The sequence below is a fragment of the Serratia sp. SM04 genome (assembly GCF_040280225.1).
Lineage (GTDB): Bacteria > Pseudomonadota > Gammaproteobacteria > Enterobacterales > Enterobacteriaceae > Serratia > Serratia sarumanii.
The window spans coordinates 216,838-236,977 of sequence record NZ_JBEOQT010000007.1 but is presented as its reverse complement, the minus strand read 5'-3'; the positions used below and the strand labels follow the sequence as shown (position 1 = coordinate 236,977).

General features: G+C 60.1%; 22 protein-coding genes. 2 read left to right on the top strand and 20 right to left on the bottom strand.

Annotated elements, in window-relative coordinates; translation table 11 throughout:
• The 9 genes from ABTW55_RS12675 to fkpA form a co-directional block, all read right to left on the bottom strand.
• Positions 1-475, bottom strand: a 475-nt coding sequence (locus ABTW55_RS12675) for a GTP-binding protein (RefSeq protein WP_197823670.1), incomplete at its 3' end; no start/stop codon positions are given.
• Positions 476-545: 70 nt separating this feature from the next.
• The gene (gene fusA, locus ABTW55_RS12670) at positions 546-2,660 is read right to left on the bottom strand and encodes an elongation factor G (protein WP_033654876.1); all 2,115 of its coding nucleotides are present in this window, start codon (positions 2,658-2,660) and stop codon (positions 546-548) included.
• Positions 2,661-2,753: 93 nt separating this feature from the next.
• Positions 2,754-3,224 carry a 30S ribosomal protein S7 gene (gene rpsG, locus ABTW55_RS12665; protein ID WP_004956203.1) on the bottom strand — a complete coding sequence of 157 codons (471 nt, stop codon included), beginning with the start codon at positions 3,222-3,224 and terminating at the stop codon, positions 2,754-2,756.
• A 96-nt stretch (positions 3,225-3,320) separates the two neighbouring features.
• Positions 3,321-3,695 carry a 30S ribosomal protein S12 gene (gene rpsL, locus ABTW55_RS12660; protein ID WP_004930426.1) on the bottom strand — a complete coding sequence of 125 codons (375 nt, stop codon included), beginning with the start codon at positions 3,693-3,695 and terminating at the stop codon, positions 3,321-3,323.
• A gap of 143 nt (positions 3,696-3,838) precedes the next feature.
• The gene (gene tusB, locus ABTW55_RS12655) at positions 3,839-4,126 is read right to left on the bottom strand and encodes a sulfurtransferase complex subunit TusB (protein ID WP_033636257.1); all 288 of its coding nucleotides are present in this window, start codon (positions 4,124-4,126) and stop codon (positions 3,839-3,841) included.
• A gap of 9 nt (positions 4,127-4,135) precedes the next feature.
• On the bottom strand, positions 4,136-4,495 hold the full coding sequence (gene tusC / locus ABTW55_RS12650; protein ID WP_033636258.1) for a sulfurtransferase complex subunit TusC: 360 nt from the start codon (positions 4,493-4,495) through the stop codon (positions 4,136-4,138).
• A gap of 7 nt (positions 4,496-4,502) precedes the next feature.
• Positions 4,503-4,892, bottom strand: coding sequence for a sulfurtransferase complex subunit TusD (gene tusD / locus ABTW55_RS12645; protein ID WP_049206072.1), 390 nt, complete (start codon positions 4,890-4,892; stop codon positions 4,503-4,505).
• Positions 4,892-5,614: a transcriptional regulator gene (locus ABTW55_RS12640; RefSeq protein ID WP_004930418.1), complete on the bottom strand. Its 723-nt coding sequence runs from the start codon at positions 5,612-5,614 to the stop codon at positions 4,892-4,894. Before ABTW55_RS12640 ends, tusD begins: the two co-directional genes overlap by 1 nt.
• Positions 5,615-5,987: 373 nt before the next feature.
• Entirely contained in the window at positions 5,988-6,827 is an 840-nt protein-coding gene (gene fkpA / locus ABTW55_RS12635; RefSeq protein ID WP_016930330.1) for an FKBP-type peptidyl-prolyl cis-trans isomerase, read from the bottom strand.
• Positions 6,828-7,183: 356 nt separating this feature from the next.
• Between fkpA and ABTW55_RS12630 the strand changes: the two genes are divergently transcribed.
• Positions 7,184-7,411, top strand: a complete 228-nt coding sequence (locus ABTW55_RS12630) for a SlyX family protein (protein ID WP_004930414.1) — start codon at positions 7,184-7,186, stop codon at positions 7,409-7,411.
• Positions 7,412-7,426: 15 nt separating this feature from the next.
• Here the strand turns inward: ABTW55_RS12630 and ABTW55_RS12625 are convergent, their stop codons facing one another.
• From ABTW55_RS12625 to kefG, 7 genes are all read right to left on the bottom strand, one after another.
• Positions 7,427-8,599: a MalY/PatB family protein gene (locus ABTW55_RS12625; RefSeq protein ID WP_060423684.1), complete on the bottom strand. Its 1,173-nt coding sequence runs from the start codon at positions 8,597-8,599 to the stop codon at positions 7,427-7,429.
• Position 8,600: 1 nt separating this feature from the next.
• Positions 8,601-10,040, bottom strand: a complete 1,440-nt coding sequence (gene nhaC / locus ABTW55_RS12620) for a Na+/H+ antiporter NhaC (protein WP_047570292.1) — start codon at positions 10,038-10,040, stop codon at positions 8,601-8,603.
• Positions 10,041-10,162: 122 nt separating this feature from the next.
• Positions 10,163-11,191, bottom strand: coding sequence for a LacI family DNA-binding transcriptional regulator (locus tag ABTW55_RS12615; RefSeq protein ID WP_060423681.1), 1,029 nt, complete (start codon positions 11,189-11,191; stop codon positions 10,163-10,165).
• Positions 11,192-11,283: 92 nt separating this feature from the next.
• Positions 11,284-11,871 (bottom strand): peptidylprolyl isomerase, encoded by a 588-nt coding sequence (gene slyD, locus ABTW55_RS12610; protein ID WP_033654873.1) that lies wholly within the window; start codon positions 11,869-11,871, stop codon positions 11,284-11,286.
• A gap of 112 nt (positions 11,872-11,983) precedes the next feature.
• On the bottom strand, positions 11,984-12,187 hold the full coding sequence (locus tag ABTW55_RS12605; RefSeq protein WP_015379274.1) for a YheV family putative zinc ribbon protein: 204 nt from the start codon (positions 12,185-12,187) through the stop codon (positions 11,984-11,986).
• A 14-nt stretch (positions 12,188-12,201) separates the two neighbouring features.
• A complete protein-coding gene (gene kefB, locus ABTW55_RS12600; RefSeq protein ID WP_060423678.1) occupies positions 12,202-14,010 on the bottom strand; it encodes a glutathione-regulated potassium-efflux system protein KefB in 1,809 nt (602 codons plus the stop codon).
• A gap of 2 nt (positions 14,011-14,012) precedes the next feature.
• Positions 14,013-14,564, bottom strand: a complete 552-nt coding sequence (gene kefG, locus ABTW55_RS12595; RefSeq protein ID WP_025159909.1) for a glutathione-regulated potassium-efflux system ancillary protein KefG — start codon at positions 14,562-14,564, stop codon at positions 14,013-14,015.
• A 129-nt stretch (positions 14,565-14,693) separates the two neighbouring features.
• Here kefG and ABTW55_RS12590 point away from each other — a divergent pair, with 129 nt between their 5' ends.
• Positions 14,694-16,607: an ABC transporter ATP-binding protein gene (locus ABTW55_RS12590; protein ID WP_033636266.1), complete on the top strand. Its 1,914-nt coding sequence runs from the start codon at positions 14,694-14,696 to the stop codon at positions 16,605-16,607.
• Positions 16,608-16,610: 3 nt separating this feature from the next.
• Here the strand turns inward: ABTW55_RS12590 and tauD are convergent, their stop codons facing one another.
• The 4 genes from tauD to tauA are packed head-to-tail and all read right to left on the bottom strand — an operon-like array spanning position 16,611 to position 20,061.
• Positions 16,611-17,459, bottom strand: a complete 849-nt coding sequence (gene tauD, locus ABTW55_RS12585) for a taurine dioxygenase (RefSeq protein WP_033654872.1) — start codon at positions 17,457-17,459, stop codon at positions 16,611-16,613.
• Entirely contained in the window at positions 17,456-18,292 is an 837-nt protein-coding gene (tauC, locus tag ABTW55_RS12580) for a taurine ABC transporter permease TauC (RefSeq protein WP_033631937.1), read from the bottom strand. The genes tauD and tauC overlap by 4 nt, the downstream gene beginning before the upstream one ends.
• Complete coding sequence (gene tauB, locus ABTW55_RS12575; protein ID WP_038878069.1) at positions 18,289-19,056, bottom strand: taurine ABC transporter ATP-binding subunit; 768 nt, start codon at positions 19,054-19,056, stop codon at positions 18,289-18,291. Before tauB ends, tauC begins: the two co-directional genes overlap by 4 nt.
• Positions 19,057-19,065: 9 nt before the next feature.
• Positions 19,066-20,061, bottom strand: coding sequence for a taurine ABC transporter substrate-binding protein (tauA, locus tag ABTW55_RS12570; protein WP_060423674.1), 996 nt, complete (start codon positions 20,059-20,061; stop codon positions 19,066-19,068).
• Between the last annotated feature and the right edge of the window lie 79 nt (positions 20,062-20,140).

The following is a 20,140-nucleotide window of genomic DNA, read 5'->3' as shown; positions in this document are numbered from 1 at the left end:
ACAGCAGTTCGCGAACTTCCATTTCTACCAGTTCCAGCAGCTCTTCATCATCAACCATGTCGCATTTGTTCATGAATACGATGATGAAAGGAACGCCAACCTGACGACCCAGCAGGATGTGCTCACGGGTCTGAGGCATTGGGCCGTCAGTCGCAGCAACTACCAGGATCGCGCCGTCCATCTGAGCAGCACCGGTGATCATGTTTTTCACGTAGTCGGCGTGCCCTGGGCAGTCAACGTGCGCGTAGTGACGAGTCGGGGTGTCATACTCAACGTGAGAGGTGTTGATGGTGATACCACGAGCTTTTTCTTCTGGCGCGTTATCGATCTGATCGAAAGCACGTGCAGAACCGCCGTAGGTTTTAGCCAGAACGGTGGTGATCGCTGCAGTCAGGGTAGTTTTACCGTGGTCAACGTGGCCGATAGTACCAACGTTAACGTGCGGTTTTGTACGTTCAAATTTTTCTTTAGACACGGCTATATTCCTTACTATAGCGCTCTCCCCTTCTGGAGAGAGCACGGGACTTTGGTTTTAACCCTGCGGCTTATTTGCCACGGGCTTCGATTACGGCCTGAGCGACGTTGTTCGGTGCATCATCATACTTCAGGAATTCCATGGTGTATGATGCGCGACCTTTAGTCAGAGAACGCAGCTGAGTTGCGTAGCCGAACATTTCGGACAACGGTACTTCAGCGTGGATCTTAACGCCAGTCACTTCAGATTCCTGACCGCGCAGCATGCCGCGACGACGGCTCAAGTCACCGATAACGTCACCGGTGTTCTCTTCTGGAGTCTCAACTTCAACCTTCATGATAGGCTCAAGCAGAACTGGTTTCGCTTTCTTAAAGCCTTCTTTAAAGGCGATAGACGCGGCCAGTTTAAACGCCAGTTCAGAGGAGTCAACGTCGTGGTAAGAACCGAAGTGCAGACGAATACCCATGTCTACTACCGGGTAACCAGCCAACGGACCAGACTTCAGCTGCTCCTGGATGCCTTTATCAACGGCAGGGATGTATTCGCCAGGAATTACACCACCTTTGATGTCGTTGACGAACTCGTAACCTTTCGGGTTAGAGCCCGGCTCCAGTGGGTACATGTCGATCACAACGTGACCGTACTGACCGCGACCACCAGACTGCTTGGCGTGCTTACCTTCAACATCGGTAATCTTCGCGCGAATCGCTTCGCGGTAAGCTACCTGAGGTTTGCCCACGTTAGCTTCAACGTTGAATTCACGCTTCATGCGGTCAACGATGATGTCGAGGTGCAGTTCACCCATACCGGCGATGATGGTCTGGTTAGACTCTTCGTCAGTCCATACGCGGAATGACGGGTCTTCTTTAGCCAGACGGCCCAGAGCCAGACCCATTTTTTCCTGGTCAGCTTTGGTTTTCGGTTCAACGGCGATAGAGATTACCGGCTCAGGGAATTCCATACGCTCCAGGATGATTGGAGAGTCTGGATCACACAGGGTGTCCCCGGTGGTCACGTCTTTCAGACCGATCGCAGCGGCGATGTCGCCTGCGCGAACTTCTTTGATCTCTTCACGCTTGTTAGCGTGCATCTGAACGATACGGCCGAAACGCTCGCGCGCAGACTTAACGGAGTTCAGCACGGTGTCGCCGGAGTTAACAACGCCGGAGTACACGCGGAAGAAGGTCAAGTTACCCACGAACGGGTCGGTAGCGATTTTGAACGCCAGAGCAGAGAACGGCTCGTCATCACTTGCGTGACGCTCAGCCGGAGTGTCTTTACCGTCGTCCAGGATACCGTTGATCGCAGGAACGTCAGTTGGTGCCGGCAGGTATTCGATTACCGCATCCAGCATCGCCTGCACGCCTTTGTTCTTGAACGCAGAACCGCAGGTAACCAGGATGATTTCGTTGTTCAGTACGCGCTGACGCAGAGCAGTTTTGATTTCTTCCTCGGTCAGCTCTTCGCCGCCCAAGTATTTTTCCATCAGCTCTTCGGAAGCTTCCGCAGCGGACTCGATCAGGTTCTGGCGCCATTCTTCAGCCAGATCCATCATGTCAGCCGGGACGTCTTCGTATTCGAAGGTTACGCCTGCGTCTTCTTCGTTCCAGTTGATCGCCTTCATTTTCACCAGGTCGATAACGCCGGTGAATTTGTCTTCTGCGCCGATAGCCAGCTGCAGAGGAACAGGGTTGGCGCCCAGACGAGATTTGATCTGGCCTACAACTTTCAGGAAGTTAGCGCCCATACGGTCCATTTTGTTAACGAACGCGATACGTGGCACTTTGTATTTGTTAGCCTGACGCCATACGGTTTCAGACTGTGGCTGAACACCACCAACAGCACAGTAAACCATTACCGCGCCATCCAGCACACGCATGGAACGTTCTACTTCGATGGTGAAGTCAACGTGCCCTGGGGTGTCGATGATGTTTACGCGATGCGGTTCGAACTGCTTGGCCATACCAGACCAGAAAGCAGTAGTCGCTGCAGAAGTGATGGTAATACCACGCTCCTGCTCCTGTTCCATCCAGTCCATGGTGGCAGCGCCGTCATGAACTTCACCGATTTTGTGGTTTACACCGGTGTAGAACAGAATACGTTCGGTAGTGGTGGTTTTACCGGCGTCGATGTGAGCACTGATACCGATGTTGCGGTAGCGTGCAATGGGTGTTGTACGAGCCATTTGATTCCTCTATTCCTAGGGCGTTCAAGTTCAGTTAACCCAAGCGGGCCGATTTGACGCGCCCGCTTGGTTAGCATGACTACAGCCGGGTGATTACCAGCGGTAGTGGGCGAACGCCTTGTTGGCTTCGGCCATACGGTGAACGTCTTCACGCTTCTTAACAGCAGAACCTTTGTTCTCTGCTGCGTCAGACAGCTCGTTCGCCAGGCGCAGAGCCATGGATTTATCACCGCGTTTACGTGCAGCATCAACGATCCAACGCATTGCCAGAGCATTACGACGAACCGGGCGGACTTCAACTGGTACCTGATAAGTAGAACCGCCAACGCGACGCGACTTAACTTCTACAGTCGGGCGAACGTTGTCGAGAGCGACTTCGAAAGCTTCCAGGTGATCTTTACCAGAACGCTGAGCCAGGGTCTCCAGCGCGGTATAGACGATTGCTTCTGCAGTAGATTTTTTACCGTCTACCATCAGGATATTTACAAATTTGGCCAGCAGCTCAGATCCGAACTTAGGATCTGGCAGGATTTTACGTTGGCCGATTACGCGACGACGTGGCATGGAAATACTCCGTTGTTAATTCAGGATTGTCCAAAACTCTACGAGTTTATTTTGACATTAAAGTTAAAACGTTTGGCCTTACTTAACGGAGAACCATTAAGCCTTTGGCTTCTTCACGCCGTACTTGGAACGAGCTTGCTTACGGTCTTTAACACCGGAGCAGTCAAGTGCACCACGGACGGTGTGGTAACGCACACCTGGCAGGTCTTTTACACGACCGCCACGGATCAGGATTACGGAGTGTTCCTGCAGGTTGTGGCCTTCGCCACCGATGTAGGAAGTCACTTCGAAACCGTTGGTCAAACGCACACGGCAAACTTTACGCAGTGCGGAGTTTGGTTTTTTCGGGGTAGTGGTGTATACGCGGGTGCATACGCCACGTTTCTGCGGGCAGGCTTCCAGCGCTGGAACGTTGCTTTTAGCAGCCTTCACAGAGCGTGGTTTGCGAACCAGCTGGTTAATTGTTGCCATTAAAAAAGCTCCTGGTTTTTGCTTCGTACTAGCTTCGTAAACATGTGATAAATCCCCTCGTATGCACTATTGGCAAAGTACGAGGACGCAGAATTTTAGGGCTGACCAGTATGGGTGTCAAGAAATATACAACATCACTCTCATTACCAGGCCATTTGGCTGCGGTGTTGTTCGGTTAATTCAACGAAGTGATTATAGCCGACGACAGTGATTTTGTGCGAAAAATGACCAACCAATCCCCGGGCTTCCAGGTCGTCCTGCAGCGCATAAAGGGATATGGGGGCGGCGAGCAGCGATTCAAGATGGGCGCTGCCGGCAAGGCCGGCAAGCACGCCGTCCTGCAGCAGCAGCAGCGCGTCACCCTCCGCCGTCAGGCGCAGCAGCGCAGGCAAGTCACATTGGTTTGGCGAGTGGCTCAGGGTATACAGCATCAGAGGATCCTAAAACGTCATCACGGCGTCGTAGCCGGCCAGTTCGCGGCGCAGTTCGTCCGGTGCCAGCACCTCGGCATCCAGCACCCAATCGGTCACCTGGCTCAGGCCACGCTCCTGCAGCGAAGCCTGGCACAGATAGCACCGCTCCACGTCATACAGCGGCAGCACGCCGAAGGTGGCGATGTAATTGCGCGCCAAAATCTTTTCCGGTTGCTGGCCTGGCAACAGCTGCAATACGCCGTCGCCGACAAAAAACACCCCCAAATCTTCACTGAGCGCCGACGTGGCGAGCAGCGCATCCAGCCCTTCCCTGCCGCCGGCGCCGCCGTGCGGCCCGTGGGTGAAAACAAAAGCGACTCGTTTCATCATATCCTCAGAACTGCACCAGACGGTCGCAACTCAGCGACGCTTCGGCCAGGGAACCCAGCCCGCTCAGGGTAAAGCCAGGCTGCAGGTTGGCGCTTGCCAGCCCCTGTTGCGCCGCCTCCTTCTCGTCGGTGACCCCACGGCGCAACGCGGCGGCTACGCAGACGTTGAGCGCTACGCCGTGTTGCTGCGCCAGTTGCGTCCAACCGCGCACCAGGTCGAACTCGTCGCTGGCGGGCGCGGTCAGCTGGTTGGCGTTCAGCACGCCCTCACGGTAGAAAAAGACGCTGGAAAGCCGGTGCCCTTTCGCCAACAAAGCCTGAGCGAACTGATAGGCGCTGCTGGCCTGCTGCGTGCCGTAAGCCGGGCCGGTGACCAATAGGCAATAATCGAGCATCAACGGTCGCTTCCCAACAGATCGCCGCTCTTGAACTGGCGGATGTACAGATACACGGTGTGTTTGGAGATGTTCAGGCGATCCGCCACCTGGTTGATCGCATCCTTGATGTCGAAGATGCCTTTCTCATAGAGGTTGAGCACCACTTGGCGGTTCTTGGCGTTATTGGACACCGAGCGGTCGGCGTTCACCTCTTCGATGGTGAACTCCAGCGTCTGCGCCACCAGATCGTCGACGGAAGACGCAAAATTCACCGACGACGGCACGTCCTGCGTGGCCGGCGGCATAAAGGTCTGCATGATCTGCGAAAACGGTACGTCGAGGTTCATGTTGATGCACAGCAAGCCGATCACCCGCTGCTCGCGATTGCGAATGGCGATGGTCACCGACTTCATCAACACGCCGCTCTTGGCGCGGGTAAAGTAGGCTTTCGACACGCTGCTGTCGTCGCCGGCCATGTCGTGCAGCATGCGCAGCGCCAGATCGGTGATCGGCGAGCCGATTTTACGCCCGGTATGTTCACCGTTGGCGATGCGTACCGCTGAGCTGTTCAGGTCTTCCAGCGCGTGCAGTACGATCTCGCAGTGGCCGCCGATCAACATCGCCAGCCCGTCGACCACCGCTTCATAGGATTTCAGGATTTCATGATCCGTTTGAGTAAACGGACGTTCATTCAGCAAATCAAGTTCGCTGGCTTCGCTGGATAAAAGCGAATTCGACATCGAAGATACCACCCTCATAGATCGCCTGTGCCAGGGGGCGCAGCTAAAACCGCTCGAACCGGATCGCTGCCGTCGTCGGCACGCCGCAGCGCGGCCGGCTGAGAGCGCCATCAAACGGCACGATGACATCCGCGGGCGAGGCGGCCGGGAACAATTTTAGGTACACGCCCTAAGGGGCAGACGCATGACTGATAAATCAGAATTATTAGTCTAGCAAAGCGGCCGGAGCAAAGTCCTTGCGTTTGCGCGTGGTATTGACGTTAAGCCCGATGCCCGGCAGGCGTCAAGCGTTCAATGGAGAGAGAGGCAGCGGCTGCCGAAATGAAAACCGCCGCGGAGGGCATCCGCGGCGGTGGCAAACAAAGCGGCGATGTTATTTCGCTTTGGCGTCTGCTTTCGCGTCCGCCGGTTTTTCGGCTTTAGCGTCGGCTTTCGGCGCCGCTTTCACGTCCAGCAGCTCAACGTCGAAGACCAGCGTGGAGTTAGCCGGGATGCCCGGAACGCCGGTTTTGCCGTAGGCCAGCGCCGGTGGGATCACCAGCTTGATTTTGCCGCCTTTCTTGATGTGCTTCAGGCCTTCGGTCCAGCCTGGGATCACGCCGTCCAGACGGAACGACAGCGGCTCACCGCGGGTGTAGGAGTTATCGAACTCGGTACCGTCGGTCAGGGTGCCTTTGTAGTTCACCACCACGGTGTCGCTGTCTTTCGGCGCTTCACCCGCGCCCGGCTTCTCTACCTGGTACAGCAGGCCGGATTCGGTTTTCTTCACGCCTTTTTCTTTAGCGAAGCTATCGCGGTACTTGGCGCCTTTGGTTTCGTTGTCCTTGGCGTCCTGCTCCATCTTCGCCTGAGCGGAAGCCTTCACGCGCGCTTCGAAGCCCTGCAGGGTCTTCTCGATGTCGGCGTCGTTCAGTTTGCTCTTGTTGGCGAACGCGTCCTGAACGCCGGCAATCAGCTGATCTTTGTCCAGCTTGATGCCCAGCTTCTCTTGCTCTTTCAGAGAGTTGTCCATGTAACGGCCGAGAGAGGCGCCCAATGCGTAGGCAGCTTGCTCGTCGTCGTTTTTGAACTTGCCGGTGCTCGGTGCTGCTGCCGCGTCCGCTGGTTTAGCGGCTTCTGCCGGCTTGGCGGCATCGGCTGCCATGACCTGGGTCGCATTCAGAGCAAAAGCCATGGTGGTTGCCAGAAGCGTGACTTTAAACAAAGATTTCATCCATTTCTCCAGTGTCTGAAGCAATGCCCCAAACAATCATTAGGTAAGATAACCGGGCTACTATAGCTGCCTGAAACAAAACAAAACAGTCGCACAGGTAACCAATCGAGTCAAAGTGTGACTCCCGCTTTGCCAAGAAGTTTCCCTCTGGGTGCTACTCCCATGATAAATCAGATTTTTCTTGCGGAATATTCGGCCAGGCTCGCAAAAAACGGCAGATCGAGCGTGCAACTTTTCAGCACTTTACACTGTCGATCGCAACGTTGCGCGCCGTCTGGAGAAATAGCGCGAGCAAACCCGGCGCCAGCTGTTACCATAGCGCCGAATCAGGATTTTATCGCGTCAGAGGTAGCCTCATGCACAACGCCGACATTCAACGCCTGCTACAGCGGCTTGAAGAACTGGAGAGCCGTCAGGCCTTCCAAGAGCTCACCATCGAAGAGCTCAACCAGACCGTCATTCAGCATCAAATGGAAATGCTGAAGATGCGCGAACACCTGCGCATGTTGACCGACAAGCTGCGCTCGACCCAAACCTCAATGATCGCCTCGCAGTCGGAAGAAACCCCTCCGCCGCACTATTGAGGGCTCGCCATGCGGTTATTTCAGGCGTGCCAACCCTTCGACGGCACGCTCGAGATACCGGCGCGGGCACCCCAGGTTGATGCGGATAAAACCGCGCCCCTGCGGGCCGAAACCGCTGCCCATCGACGGCGCCAGCTTCGCCACCGCCACCAGCGCCTGCTGCAAGTCTGTATCGCTCAAACCCAGCGAGCGACAATCCAGCCAGGCGAGATAGGTCCCTTCAGCCTGGATCATCGCGCACCAGGGCGCGGCGGCCGCCAGCGCCTGCTCAAACCAACGCCGATTCTCCGCCAGGTAGTCGAGCAGCTCATCAAGCCAGGCAGCGCCCCGTTGATAGGCCGCGGTCGCCGCCGTCATCGACAGCGCGTTGAATACATCCAGCCCGTGGGCGTTCAGCCGATCGACAAACGCCTGCCGAAGCCGGGCATTGGGGATCAGGAAATTCGAAATGCGCAGCGAGGAAAGGCCGAACGTTTTGCTGGCGGACGTCGCCGCAATTACCCGCTCGCGATATTCCTCGCCCAGATGCAACACCGACGTAAACGTCTCGCCGGGCAGCAGCAGGTCGGCCCAAATTTCATCGGAGATCACCGTGACGTCATGGGCGTGGCAGAGCGCCATGAGCCGCTCCAGTTCATCGCGGCGCCAGCAACGGCCGGTTGGATTGTGCGGGTTGCACAGCAACAACAGCGGCGGTTTACGCTGCGCCAGACAGGCGGCCAGCTGGTCGAAATCGATCCGGTATCCCTGCGGGGTTTCCCGCAGCGGGTTTTCAATCACCTCTCTGCCGTTCATGGTGACTATCTTGGCGAACGAGCCATAATACGGCCCCTGCACCACCACCCCGTCCCCCGGCTTGCTGAGCAGTTGGATCAGCATCGCCAGCCCCGGCACCACCCCTTCAATCGACGTGAACCACTCGCGCCGCAGCGGCAAGCCGTGCCGCTTGGCAAACCAGTCGATCGCTGCCTCATAGTAAGCGTCGTCGCGTTCGCTGTAGCCAAAGACGCCGTGGTCCACCCGCTGATGCAGCGCCTGCTGCACCTCTGGCGGGCACGGAAAGTCGAAATCGGACACCCACATCGGCAACAGTTCGCTGCCGTCCAGTTGCAGATAGCGGTCGATGAAGTCCCACTTCACGGAGCCGGTGTTGTGGCGATCGATGATGGCGTTGAAATGACTCGTCATGTCAGGCTTCCTTACGCTGCAAGTCGTTCTGAGGTTGGAGTTTGGCGATACCGAAGCCGGTGAACCCATAAATCAGGGCGAACACCACCGCGGCATAACATTGGATCGCCCACGGCAGCAGATCGAGGGTGCTGACCCCCAGCGTGGTGGCCATGTAAATGCCGGCGGCCGTCCACGGGATCAGCGGTTCGATGACGGTGCCCGCATCTTCGACGGTGCGCGACAGATTTTTGTTGTCCAGCCCCATGCGTCGATAGGCCCCTTTGAACAGCTCCGCCGGGATCAGCAGCGCCAGCTTGCCGTCGCTGGTCGCGCCGGTCACCAGGATAGTGGTGGCAACGGTGGCGGCGATCAGCTGGCCGGTGGTGTGCACCACTTTCAGCAGCCGGCTGATGATCACCGTCAGCGCGCCGGTCAGCGTCAGAGCGCCGGCGAAGGAAAAGGCGCAGAACACCAGCAGGATCGTACTCATCATCGAGAACATGCCGCCGCGGTTCAGCAGGCGCGGCACATCGGCGACGATCCCTTCGACGTTATGGCCCTGATTGGCGAACATCGACAGATTGAAACCGTCCATCAACGCATTCAGCCCCTGCTGCAGGCTAAAGCCCTGCAGCGCGACGCCGATGGCGATCGCCAGCGCGCAGGCGGCCAGCATAACGGGGATCACCGGCCGTTTGGTCACCGCGCCCCACAGCACCAGCACCGGCGGCAGGATCAGCAGCAGATTGAAGTGGTACAGCCCCTCGAGCGCGCCGACGATTTCGGTCACTTTTTCCGGCGTTGCCACGCTGCCCACCGCACCGGTGTGGCCGGCGATCAGGTACACCACGGCGGCCAGGATGAAGCTCGGCAGCGTCGTGTACATCAGATGCTGGATATGGCTGTAGAGATCGGTATCCGCGACGATGGCCGCGAAGTTGGTCGAATCGGACAACGGCGAAATTTTGTCGCCGAAGTAAGCGCCGGACACCACCGCCCCGGCCGCGGCGGCCAGCGGCACGTCCAGACCGGCGGCCACGCCCATCAGCGCCACGCCCACGGTGCCGGCCGCTCCCCAGGAAGTGCCGGTGCACACCGAGATCACGCTGGTGATGAAGAATGCGGCGATCAGAATGTATTGAGGGCTGATCAGCTTCAGCCCCCAGTACACCATGTAAGGGATTGTGCCGCTGATCATCCAGGTGCCGATCAGGCCGCCCACGCAGATCAGGATCAGGATAACCGGCATCGCCTTCGCCAGTTTGGCCACGATGGCCTCGATGATGTCGTCCCAGCGGTAGCCTTGCCACCAGGCCAACGCGGCGGCGATGGCGGCGGAAACCAGCAGCAGCGGTTCAATGCGCAGGCCAAACTGGCCATAGCCGATGATGAGCAGCAACAGCATGGCCACAATCGGCAGCGTCGCCAACCCAAGGTTGAGCGTTTTCTTATTATCCATATACGGCTCCTGTTGAAGATGGGGTACTGCAACAGCGTAATGGCTTCGATAATCGGAGGATGTGAGCGCAGGCAATCGGCCATGTAATCGGTTTCATGAGGTGGTGTTGTGTGAGCCGTCTCTCATTCGCCGAGCTTGCTTTGCGCATGCGCCTCACCGTCGGTTACGGAGTCTCGCAGGATAAGTTCGGCCGAAAAGCGGTTGTTCTGCGGCGCAACGTCGCTGCCGCTGTGGATCTGCAGCGCCAGGCGCGCGGCGCGTCGGGCCATTTTCTCGATCGGGTAATGCACGGTGGTCAACGAAGGATGGAGATATTTCGCCAGGGCAATGTCGTCAAAGCCGACGATCGACAGCGCCTCGGGCAGCTGAACTTGCCGTTGATGGCAGGTGCGCATCATGCCGGCGGCCATCACGTCGTTGAACGTCACTGCGGCGGTGAAGCGTTGGTCGCTGGCCAGAACGCGCTCGGCCGCCAGTTCGCCCCCTCGCTCGTTGAAGGGCACGCTGATGATCCAGCTGCCAGGCACCTCAATGCCGGCGGCGGCCATGGCCAGGCGGTAACCCGCTAGCCGCTGCGCGCGATCGTCGATCGGCAGATCCGCCGTCACGCAGGCAATTCTTCGATGCCCCTGGCGTATGAGCAACTCGGTCGCCGTCTGCGCCGCATTGGCGTTGTCGAGCCAGATGCAACGGTTGGCGATGGCGGGCAGATAACGATTGATCAGCACCAGTGCGGGCGTATGGGCGGCGTAGCGCAGCAGCGCCTCCTCCCCCATGCGCGTGACGTGCGCCACGATGGCTTCACATCCCTGATTGATGAGAAAATCGAGGCCGCTTTTTTCCAGCTCGGCCTGATGCCCGCCGCTGCACAACATCAAACGCACGCCGGCCTGCCGCGTGATGTCTTCCACGCCCCGCGCCAGACGCGAGAAAAACGGATCGTCAAGATTGCCGGTCAGCAACCCCAGCATATTGCCGCTTCTTTTCGCCAGCGCCAGCGCGGCGGCGTTGCGGTGGTAGTTAAACTCGCGCATCGCTTTCTCGACGCGTTCGCGGGTCACCGGTTCAACGTAGGCGGTATTATTGATCACCCGGCTGACGGTGGCCGTGGAAACGCCGGCGCGCCGCGCCACGTCTTTCATGGTGGCCATGGCATGTCCTGTTGTGCCGTTCGGCGCCCGGTGCGCCGCGCATAAAAAAGGGCAGCCGATGGCCGCCCTCTTGTCTCGTCACTGCGATCTGCTTAGTGGCAGCCGCAGCCGCCGTTACCGCAACCGCCTTTACCGTGGTCGTGACCATGGTCGTGATCGTGGCTGTGGCCGTGACCGCCGCAGCAGCCGTCACCGTGTTCGTGGTGATGGTCGTGCTCGCCGTGTACGTGACCGTGCGCCAGTTCTTCTGCGGTCGCTTCGCGGATCGCGACAACTTCCACGTTGAAGTTCAGGTTTTGGCCGGCCAGCATGTGGTTGCCGTCAACCACCACGTGGTCGCCGTCAACTTCGGTGATTTCAACCGGTACCGGGCCCTGATCGGTGTCAGCCAGGAAACGCATGCCGACCTGCAGTTCGTCAACGCCCATGAAGACGTCTTTCGGTACGCGCTGCACCAGGTTTTCGTCGTAGTTGCCGTACGCGTCGTTCGCGCCGACGTGAACGTCAAAACGATCGCCAACGTCGTGGCCTTCGAGTGCTTTTTCCAGACCTGCGATCAGAGAACCATGCCCGTGCAGATAGTCCAGCGGTGCGCTCACCGGAGACTCATCAACCAAAACACCGTCTTCTGTACGTACTTGGTAAGCCAGGCTGACCACCAAGTCTTTTGCTACTTTCATGATATCTCCTACCGTTGGCTACTAGGACGCGCACCGTTATCGGGATGCGCGCCTTTTCCGGACAGATTGTAACGGAAATCTGCCTCGCTGTACCCTCCGGGATAAAAAAACGCTACTTCGGCTGGAAAATGCCGATCACCTGCTCTTGCGGGCGAACGTGTTTTTCCACCTGTTGTTCGGTCTGGCGCTGATGGTGGCCGCACTTGACGCACTCCACCACCTCCACCTGATCCTCCCGCCATACCGCCAGCGTATCCATGGCGCTGCAGCTCGGGCACACCGCCCCGGCGATAAATCTCTTACGTGTTGCAGACATCGTTATGCTCCCGCTTATTCGTATTCGTCCCAGCCGTCGAACTGGCGACTTTCTTTTTGCATTTCGCGATGGAACAGCTCTTCCAGCTCGCGCCGCGCCTCTTTCACGCGGGAAATTTGCGCCACGTCGCCCTGATGCGGCGGCATCAGTTCACGCAGCATGCGCATATCCAGGCGGCGGAAATGCTGCTGGGCGCGGAAGGCCTGATGCGGGTGCATGCCCAACTCCATCAGCGCTTTGCGCCCCAGTTCCAGCGCGCTGGAGAAGGTCTCGCGGCTGAACTGCTTCACGCCCGCCTGCAGCAACTCATGCGCCTCCACGCGGCCGCGCGCCCGCGCCAGAATGCTCAGATTCGGGAAGTGCTGCTGGCACAGCCGCACGATCTCCATGGTGTCTTCCGGCTCATTGCAGGTGATCACGATCGACTTGGCCTTCTCGGCGCCCGCCGCGCGCAGCAGCTCCAGCTCGGTGGCGTCGCCGTAATAAACCTGGTAACCGTAACGCCGCAGCACGCCGACGGCGCTGACATCGCGCTCCAGTACGGTAATGCGCATTTTGTTGGCCATCAACAGGCGGCCGATCACCTGGCCGAAACGCCCGAAGCCGACGATGATCACCTGCGGATCGTCGTCCTCTACGTACGGCGTTTCCTCTTCTTCGCCCTTGGCGTTATAGCGACGCGCCAAAATGCGGTCGATGGCCTGCATCAGCAGCGGCGTGGTCATCATCGACAGCGTCACCACCACCAGCAGCAAGGAGAGTTGATCCGGCTGCAGCACCTTTTGCGCGCCCGCCGCAGAAAACAGCACGAAGGCGAACTCGCCGCCCTGGCTGAGCACCCCGGCGAACTGCAGGCGCACCGAACTGCGCAGGCCGAACAGACGCGACACCCCGTAGAGTACGCCGGATTTGATCGCCACCAGCGCCAGCACGCCGATCAACACCTCGGCCAGATTGGTGTAGAGCACGCCGATATTCAACACCATGCCCACCGAGATAAAGAACAGCCCCAGCAGCAGCCCTTTAAACGGCTCGATGGAAATCTCCAGTTCGTGGCGGTATTCGCTCTCCGCCAGCAGCACCCCGGCGATGAAGGTGCCGAGCGCCATCGACAGGCCAAGCGTCTCCATAAACAGCGCCGAGCCGAGCACCAGCAACAGCGCCGCGGCGGTGAAGATCTCGCGCACGCCGGAAGCGGCGATATAGCGGAACAGCGGTCGCAGCAGGAAGCGGCCGCCGATCAGCATGCCGCCGAACGCCGCCACCTTGAGCGCGATCTTCGCCCAGTCGTCGCTGGTTCCGCCGGCGCCGGCCAGAATGGGGATCAGCGCCAACGCCGGGATCACCGCCATATCCTGGAACAGCAGCACCGAGAAGCCGAGCTGCCCCCCTTCGTTGCGGTTCATGCCCTTCTCGCGCATCAGCTGCAGCGCCATGGCGGTGGAAGACATCGCCAGGCCGATACCGCCGATCACCGCCGCCTGCCAGGCGAAGTGCGTCAGATACAGCAACGCGCCCAGCACCGCAGCGGTGATCAACACCTGGCCGGCGCCGGCGCCGAAGATCGAGCGCCGCAGCTCCCACAGCTTGCTGGGGTTCAGCTCCAGGCCGATGATGAACATCAGGAACACCACGCCCAGCTCGGAGAAGTGCAGGATCTCGTCGACGTCGCGAATGAAGCCCAATCCCCAGGGGCCGATGGCGATGCCGGCGATCAGATAGCCCAGCACCGCGCCGATCCCCAGGCGACGGGCGATCGGCACCGTCACCACCGCGGCGAACAGGAACAGCAAAATGGCGGTCAGTAAGGTCGATCCTTCCATCGTCACCGCCCTCCGTGCGGCAGCGGGTGGCTCAGCCACTCGCCGTAGGCGTCCGCATGGCTGCGCAGCACCTCCGGCTTCTGCCGCCGCGCCCAATAGACCACGAACGGCGTCAGCCAATGCATATGGCACATCCCGGCGGTCAACTCGAACGGCCGCAGGATATCTTCCATAGGATAGTGGTTATAACCGCCGGTGCGGTAGGCGCCTTCCGGCTCACCGGTGGTGATCACCGAGCGCCAGTATTTGCCCGCCAGCGCATTGCCGCCCACCCCGCTGGCGAAGCCGCGCGACAGCACGCGATCCAGCCACTCCTTCAGCAGCGCCGGGCAGCTGTAGGTATACAGCGGGTGCTGAAACACGATGACCTGATGCTCACGCAGCAGCTGTTGTTCGTGATGGATATCGATAAAAAAATCAGGGTAGTGCGCGTAGAGATCGTGCACGGTGACATGTTCCAACTGCTGCGCCGGTCGAAGCAAAACCCGGTTCGCCACCGAGTCATGAGATTCCGGATGGGCATACAGCAGCAAGACCTTGGGCGGCTGCGACATCATTCCCCTCCAAAGCGTCGTCAGGGTAGCGGTTTTCCGTTACCATGCATCGCAAAGACAAAAACAGCGCGCGGTGCGCGTTCTGTTACCTTAATGATAATTTAACATACTCTGAACATACGGCGCTTTATGATTGTATTCTCCTCGCTACAAATCCGACGCGGCATCCGCGTCCTGCTGGACAACGCCACGGCGACGGTTAATCCAGGTCAGAAGGTCGGCCTGGTGGGCAAAAACGGCTGCGGCAAATCCACGCTGCTGTCGCTGCTGAAGGGCGAGATCGCGGCGGATGGCGGCAGCTTTACCTTCCCCGGCAACTGGGCGCTGGCCTGGGTCAACCAGGAGACGCCGGCGCTGGACGTGCCGGCGATCGAGTATGTTATCGACGGCGACCGCGAGTTTCGCCAGCTCGAAGCCGAATTGCAGGCGGCCAACGACCGCAACGACGGCCACGCCATCGCCACCCTGCACGGCAAGCTGGACGCCATCGACGCCTGGACCATCCGTTCCCGCGCCGCCAGCCTGCTGCACGGCCTCGGCTTCTCCAACGAACAGCTGCAAAGCCCGGTGCGCGACTTCTCCGGCGGCTGGCGGATGCGCCTCAACCTGGCGCAGGCGCTGGTGTGCCGTTCCGACCTGCTGCTGCTCGACGAACCGACCAACCACCTGGATCTCGATGCGGTGATCTGGCTGGAGCGCTGGCTGAAAAGCTATCCCGGCACGCTGGTGCTGATCTCGCACGACCGCGACTTCCTCGATCCGATCGTCGACAAGATCCTGCATATCGAACAGCAGACGATCAATGAGTACACCGGCAACTATTCGTCGTTCGAACGCCAGCGCGCCACCAAGCTGGCGCAGCAACAGTCGCTGTATCAGCATCAGCAAGAGAAAGTGGCGCACCTGCAAAGCTATATCGACCGTTTCCGCGCGCAGGCCACCAAGGCCAAGCAGGCGCAGAGCCGCATCAAGATGCTGGAGCGCATGGAGCTGATCGCCCCGGCGCACGTCGACAACCCGTTCACCTTCAGCTTCCGTCCGCCGGAAAGCCTGCCGAACCCGCTGCTGCGCATGGACAAAGTCAGCGCCGGGTATGGCGATAAAGTGATCCTGAAGTCAATCAAGCTGAACCTGGTGCCCGGCTCGCGCATTGGCCTGCTCGGCCGCAACGGCGCCGGTAAATCCACGCTGATCAAACTGCTGGCCGGCACCCTGGAGCCGCTGAGCGGCGAGATCGGCCTGGCGAAAGGCATCAAGCTGGGTTACTTCGCCCAGCACCAGCTGGAATTCCTGCGCGCCGACGAATCGCCGCTGCAGCACCTGAGCCGCATCGCACCACGGGTGCTGGAACAGCAGCTGCGCGACTATCTGGGCGGCTTCGGTTTCCAGGGCGACAAGGTCAGCGAAGTGACCGAACGCTTCTCCGGCGGCGAGAAGGCGCGGCTGGTGCTGGCGCTGATCGTCTGGCAGCGCCCTAACCTGCTGCTGCTCGATGAACCGACCAACCACCTGGATCTCGACATGCGCCAGGCGCTGACCGAGGCGCTGATCGATTTCGAAGGCGCGTTGGTGGTGGTCTCGCACGACCGTCACCTGCTGCGCTCCACCACAGACGATCTGTACCTGGTGCACGACGGCCAGGTCGAGCCTTTCGAGGGCGATCTCGACGACTACCAGCAGTGGCTTGTCGACCTGCAGCGCCAGGAAAGCCAGCAGGACGCGCCGGAAAAAGAGAGCGGCGGCAACAGCGCGCAGGCGCGCAAGGATCAAAAACGCCGCGAGGCGGAGTTCCGTACGCAGACCCAACCGCTGCGCAAGCAGATCGCCAAGCTGGAACAGCAGATGGAAAAACTGGGCGCCGAACTGGCGGCGGTGGAGGAACAGCTGGCGGATCCCGCGCTGTACGACATCAGCCGCAAGGCCGAGTTAACCGACTGCCTGCAAAAGCAAAGCCAGGCCAAATCCGCGCTGGAAGAGACGGAAATGACCTGGCTGGATGCGCAGGAACAGCTGGAACAGTTAACGCAGGCGTTCGAAGCCTAAGCCTCAGGCCTTGTAAAAAGGCCTATCCCCCAGAATGGTCGCGCGGTGCATGATGCGCCGCTGCGGCAGATAATCCGCGTTGGCGTAGTGCTGCGTCACGCGGTTATCCCAGATCGCCACGTCATTTTCCTGCCAGCGCCAGCGCACCTGAAACTCCGGTTTGGTGATGTGAGCAAACAGGAAGTTCAGCAAAGCGTCGCTCTCTTTCGGCGCCAGATCGACGATCCGCGTGGTAAACCCTTCATTGACGAACAGCGCCTGCCGGCCGCTGACCGGGTGGGTGCGCACCACCGGATGCAGCAGCGGCGGGTTTTTCTGCACCGCCTGTTGCCAGCGCTGATGCTCCTCTACACTGCCGCGATGTTTGTGTTCCGGGAACGACTTGGTGAAGTCATGCTCCGCACGCAGCCCCGCCAACAGCGTTCTGAACGGTGCCGACAGCGCCTCGTAGGCCGCGATGCCGCTGGCCCACAGCGTATCGCCGCCGGTGGAAGGCAAGGTCTTGGCCGCCAGGATCGCCCCCAGCGGCGGGTTGTCGATAAAGGTCACGTCGGTGTGCCAGTTATCGTTGTCCGGCGGGTTGTCGTCGTGGGTATCGAGCACGATGATCTCTTCCACGTCGGTGGCGTGCGGATAGACCGGATGGATATGCAGATCGCCGAAGCGGCCGGCCAGATCGCGCTGCTGCAGCGGCGTGATCGGCTGATTGCGGAAGAACAGCACCTGATGCTTCAGCAAGGCATGATAAAGCTGTTCAAACTGGCCGTCGCCCAGCGGCCGGGCCAACTCGACGTTTTCCACCAGCGCCCCGATGTAAGGCCCCAGCGGGGTGATATTCAGACGTTCGTTCATTGCTGTACTCCATGCCACGGGGTCAATCGGCGCTGCAGGGCACGCAGCCCCAGCTCCAGCCCAAATGCAATCACCGCAATCACGCCGATGCCGGCCAACACCACGTCGGTCGCCAGAAACTCACCGGCGGATTGCACCATAAATCCCAGGCCGCGCGTGGCGGCGATCAGTTCGGCGGCCACCAGCGTCGACCAGCCGACGCCCAGCCCGATGCGAATACCGGTCAGGATCTCCGGCAGCGCGCTCGGCAGCACCACGAAACGCAGCACCTGCCAACGCGTGGCGCCCAACGCCCGGGCGGCACGCACCCTCACCTGCGCCACGCTGCGCACGCCGGCCACGGCAGACAGCGTCACCGGCGCGAAGATCGCCAGATAAATCAGCAAGATCTTCGAGGTTTCGCCGATGCCGAACCAAATCACCATCAGCGGCAGATAGGCCAGCGGCGGCACCGGGCGATAGATCTCAATCAGCGGATCGAGAATGCCGCGCACCGTGTCGTTCAGCCCCATGGCGATGCCCACCGGAATGCCGACGATCACCGCCGCCAACAGCGCTACCAGAATGCGCCCCAGGCTGGCCGCCAGGTGTTGCCACAGCGTGGCGTCCATAAAGCCTTGCGGGCTGGCGATGGTGATCAGCTGGTGCAGCACCTGCTGCGGCGCCGGCAAAAACAGCGGGCTGATCAGCTGCAGCGCCGTCACGCCCCACCAGACGATCAACACCGTCAACAGCGTGGCGCCGCTCAGCCAAACGTTGCGCGGCACGCTGAAACGGCGCGCCGCTTTGCCCTGCGGCTGCGCCGCGGCCTTCAGAGTGGAATGCAGGCTCATAGCAAGGCCTCGCGCTGTTGGAAAACTTTGCCCAGCACGTATTCGCGCTGCGCGATAAATTCAGGATCGGACTTGATGGCGCGGCAGGCTTCGCCGTCGGCATAGCGTTGGCCGAAGTTCAGCGACAGCCGCTCCACCACCTGCCCCGGCCCCGGCGACAGCAGCAACAGCTCGCTGGCGAGGAACACCGCCTCTTCGATATCGTGGGTGATCAGTAGCACCTGTTTGCCGGTATCACGCCAAATGGTCAGCAACAGCTCCTGCATCTGCTCGCGGGTGAACGCATCCAGGGCGCCGAACGGTTCGTCCAGCAACAACAGCCGCGGATCGGCGGCCAGAGCGCGGGCGATGCCGACGCGTTGGCGCATGCCGCCGGAAAGCTGCCAGATAAAGTGCTGTTCATAGCCCGCCAGCCCCACGCGCTGCAGCATCTGCTCCGCCACCTGGCGGCGCTGCGCCTTGCCGACGCCGGCCAGCTGCAGGCCGAACTCGACGTTGTCCACCACGTTGCGCCACGGCAGTAAACCCTCATGCTGGAACACCACGCCCCGTTCGGCGCTCGGGCCGTGAACGGGCGTTCCATCCAGCGTGATGCTGCCAGCTGAAGGCTCGATAAACCCGGCGATCAAATTCAGCAGCGTGGTCTTGCCGCAGCCCGACGGGCCGAGCACCACCACCAGTTGCCCGGCGGCAATCTGGAACGACACGTCACGCAGCGCGGGCCGCCCCTGATACTCTGCTGAAAGATGATTGACGTTTAGCATCCTGCTTCCTTACGACTGCGGCGCAGCCTGCACCTGTTTCACAAAACGGTCGGTCACGTAAGCGCTGTAGTCGCTGTCGACCTGCGGGATCTTGCCCTGCTGCTTGAGGAATTCGGCGGTATCGCGGATCGCCTTGTCCACCGGCTGGCCGAGCTGGGCAACCTGATCCGCCACCGGCAGATAACGGTTTCCCTTCACCAGCTCCGGCACCTGCGCTTCCGGCACCCCGCTCAGGCGCGCCAGCGTGCTGAGATGGCTCGGATCTTTCAGCCACTGCTCCGGCGCCGCCAGGTAGGCCTTTTGCGCCTGCAGGGCGCTGGCGGCAAAGGCGGTCACCACGTCGGGATGTTTCTCGGCAAAGTCTTTGCGCACCACCCACACGTCCAGCGTCGGCGAGCCCCATTCGCCCACCTGCGCGGAGTCGGTCAACACCTTGCCCTGTTTGGCCAGTTCGTTGACCACCGGCGCCCAGACGTAAGCGCCGTCGATGTCGCCGCGCTGCCAGGCGGCGGCGATGGCCGGCGGCTGCAGATTGAGGATCTTCACCTGCTCAGGCTTGATGCCCCAATGCTTGAGCGAGGCCAGCAGGCTGTAATGGGTGGTGGAGATAAACGGCACCGCAATGCGCTTGCCGATCAGATCCTGCGGGCTTTTGATGTCATTTTTCACCACCAGCGCTTCGGAGCTGCCGAGCTGCGAGGCGATGAGGAATACTTCGATGGGGAGTTTCTGGCTGGCGGCCACCGCCAGCGGGCTGGAGCCGATATTGCCGATCTGCACGTCGCCGGAGGCCAGCGCACGCAGCACGCTGGAGCCGCTGTCGAACTTACGCCAGTCGACGGTCGCGCCGGACCGTTTGGCGAAGCTGCTTTCCGCCTGCGCCACCTTGGCCGGCTCCGCCGACGTCTGGTACGCCACGGTCACGTCCACCGCGTAGGCGCTGGCTGCGCTGAGCGCCAGCGCCAACAGCGCCGCGTTGCGTAAGGAAAAGAGTTTGCCCGCCATGTTCCGCTCCGTTGATAAAAATCTGTTCAGTTGCTGACAGTTTTATCTGAGCGGTGACGGGCGATAAAAGAATAAAAAA

Excerpts from the sequence above, each read along its gene's own strand:
- fusA (WP_033654876.1), bottom strand. The coding sequence starts at position 2,660 with ATGGCTCGTACAACACCCATTGCACGCTACCGCAACATCGGTATCAGT.
- rpsG (WP_004956203.1), bottom strand. The coding sequence starts at position 3,224 with ATGCCACGTCGTCGCGTAATCGGCCAACGTAAAATCCTGCCAGATCCT.
- rpsL (WP_004930426.1), bottom strand. The coding sequence starts at position 3,695 with ATGGCAACAATTAACCAGCTGGTTCGCAAACCACGCTCTGTGAAGGCT.
- tusB (WP_033636257.1), bottom strand. The coding sequence starts at position 4,126 with ATGCTGTATACCCTGAGCCACTCGCCAAACCAATGTGACTTGCCTGCG.
- tusC (WP_033636258.1), bottom strand. The coding sequence starts at position 4,495 with ATGAAACGAGTCGCTTTTGTTTTCACCCACGGGCCGCACGGCGGCGCC.
- tusD (WP_049206072.1), bottom strand. The coding sequence starts at position 4,892 with ATGCTCGATTATTGCCTATTGGTCACCGGCCCGGCTTACGGCACGCAG.
- ABTW55_RS12640 (WP_004930418.1), bottom strand. The coding sequence starts at position 5,614 with ATGTCGAATTCGCTTTTATCCAGCGAAGCCAGCGAACTTGATTTGCTG.
- fkpA (WP_016930330.1), bottom strand. The coding sequence starts at position 6,827 with ATGAAATCTTTGTTTAAAGTCACGCTTCTGGCAACCACCATGGCTTTT.
- ABTW55_RS12630 (WP_004930414.1), top strand. The coding sequence starts at position 7,184 with ATGCACAACGCCGACATTCAACGCCTGCTACAGCGGCTTGAAGAACTG.
- ABTW55_RS12625 (WP_060423684.1), bottom strand. The coding sequence starts at position 8,599 with ATGACGAGTCATTTCAACGCCATCATCGATCGCCACAACACCGGCTCC.
- nhaC (WP_047570292.1), bottom strand. The coding sequence starts at position 10,040 with ATGGATAATAAGAAAACGCTCAACCTTGGGTTGGCGACGCTGCCGATT.
- ABTW55_RS12615 (WP_060423681.1), bottom strand. The coding sequence starts at position 11,191 with ATGGCCACCATGAAAGACGTGGCGCGGCGCGCCGGCGTTTCCACGGCC.
- slyD (WP_033654873.1), bottom strand. The coding sequence starts at position 11,871 with ATGAAAGTAGCAAAAGACTTGGTGGTCAGCCTGGCTTACCAAGTACGT.
- ABTW55_RS12605 (WP_015379274.1), bottom strand. The coding sequence starts at position 12,187 with ATGTCTGCAACACGTAAGAGATTTATCGCCGGGGCGGTGTGCCCGAGC.
- kefB (WP_060423678.1), bottom strand. The coding sequence starts at position 14,010 with ATGGAAGGATCGACCTTACTGACCGCCATTTTGCTGTTCCTGTTCGCC.
- kefG (WP_025159909.1), bottom strand. The coding sequence starts at position 14,564 with ATGTCGCAGCCGCCCAAGGTCTTGCTGCTGTATGCCCATCCGGAATCT.
- ABTW55_RS12590 (WP_033636266.1), top strand. The coding sequence starts at position 14,694 with ATGATTGTATTCTCCTCGCTACAAATCCGACGCGGCATCCGCGTCCTG.
- tauD (WP_033654872.1), bottom strand. The coding sequence starts at position 17,459 with ATGAACGAACGTCTGAATATCACCCCGCTGGGGCCTTACATCGGGGCG.
- tauC (WP_033631937.1), bottom strand. The coding sequence starts at position 18,292 with ATGAGCCTGCATTCCACTCTGAAGGCCGCGGCGCAGCCGCAGGGCAAA.
- tauB (WP_038878069.1), bottom strand. The coding sequence starts at position 19,056 with ATGCTAAACGTCAATCATCTTTCAGCAGAGTATCAGGGGCGGCCCGCG.
- tauA (WP_060423674.1), bottom strand. The coding sequence starts at position 20,061 with ATGGCGGGCAAACTCTTTTCCTTACGCAACGCGGCGCTGTTGGCGCTG.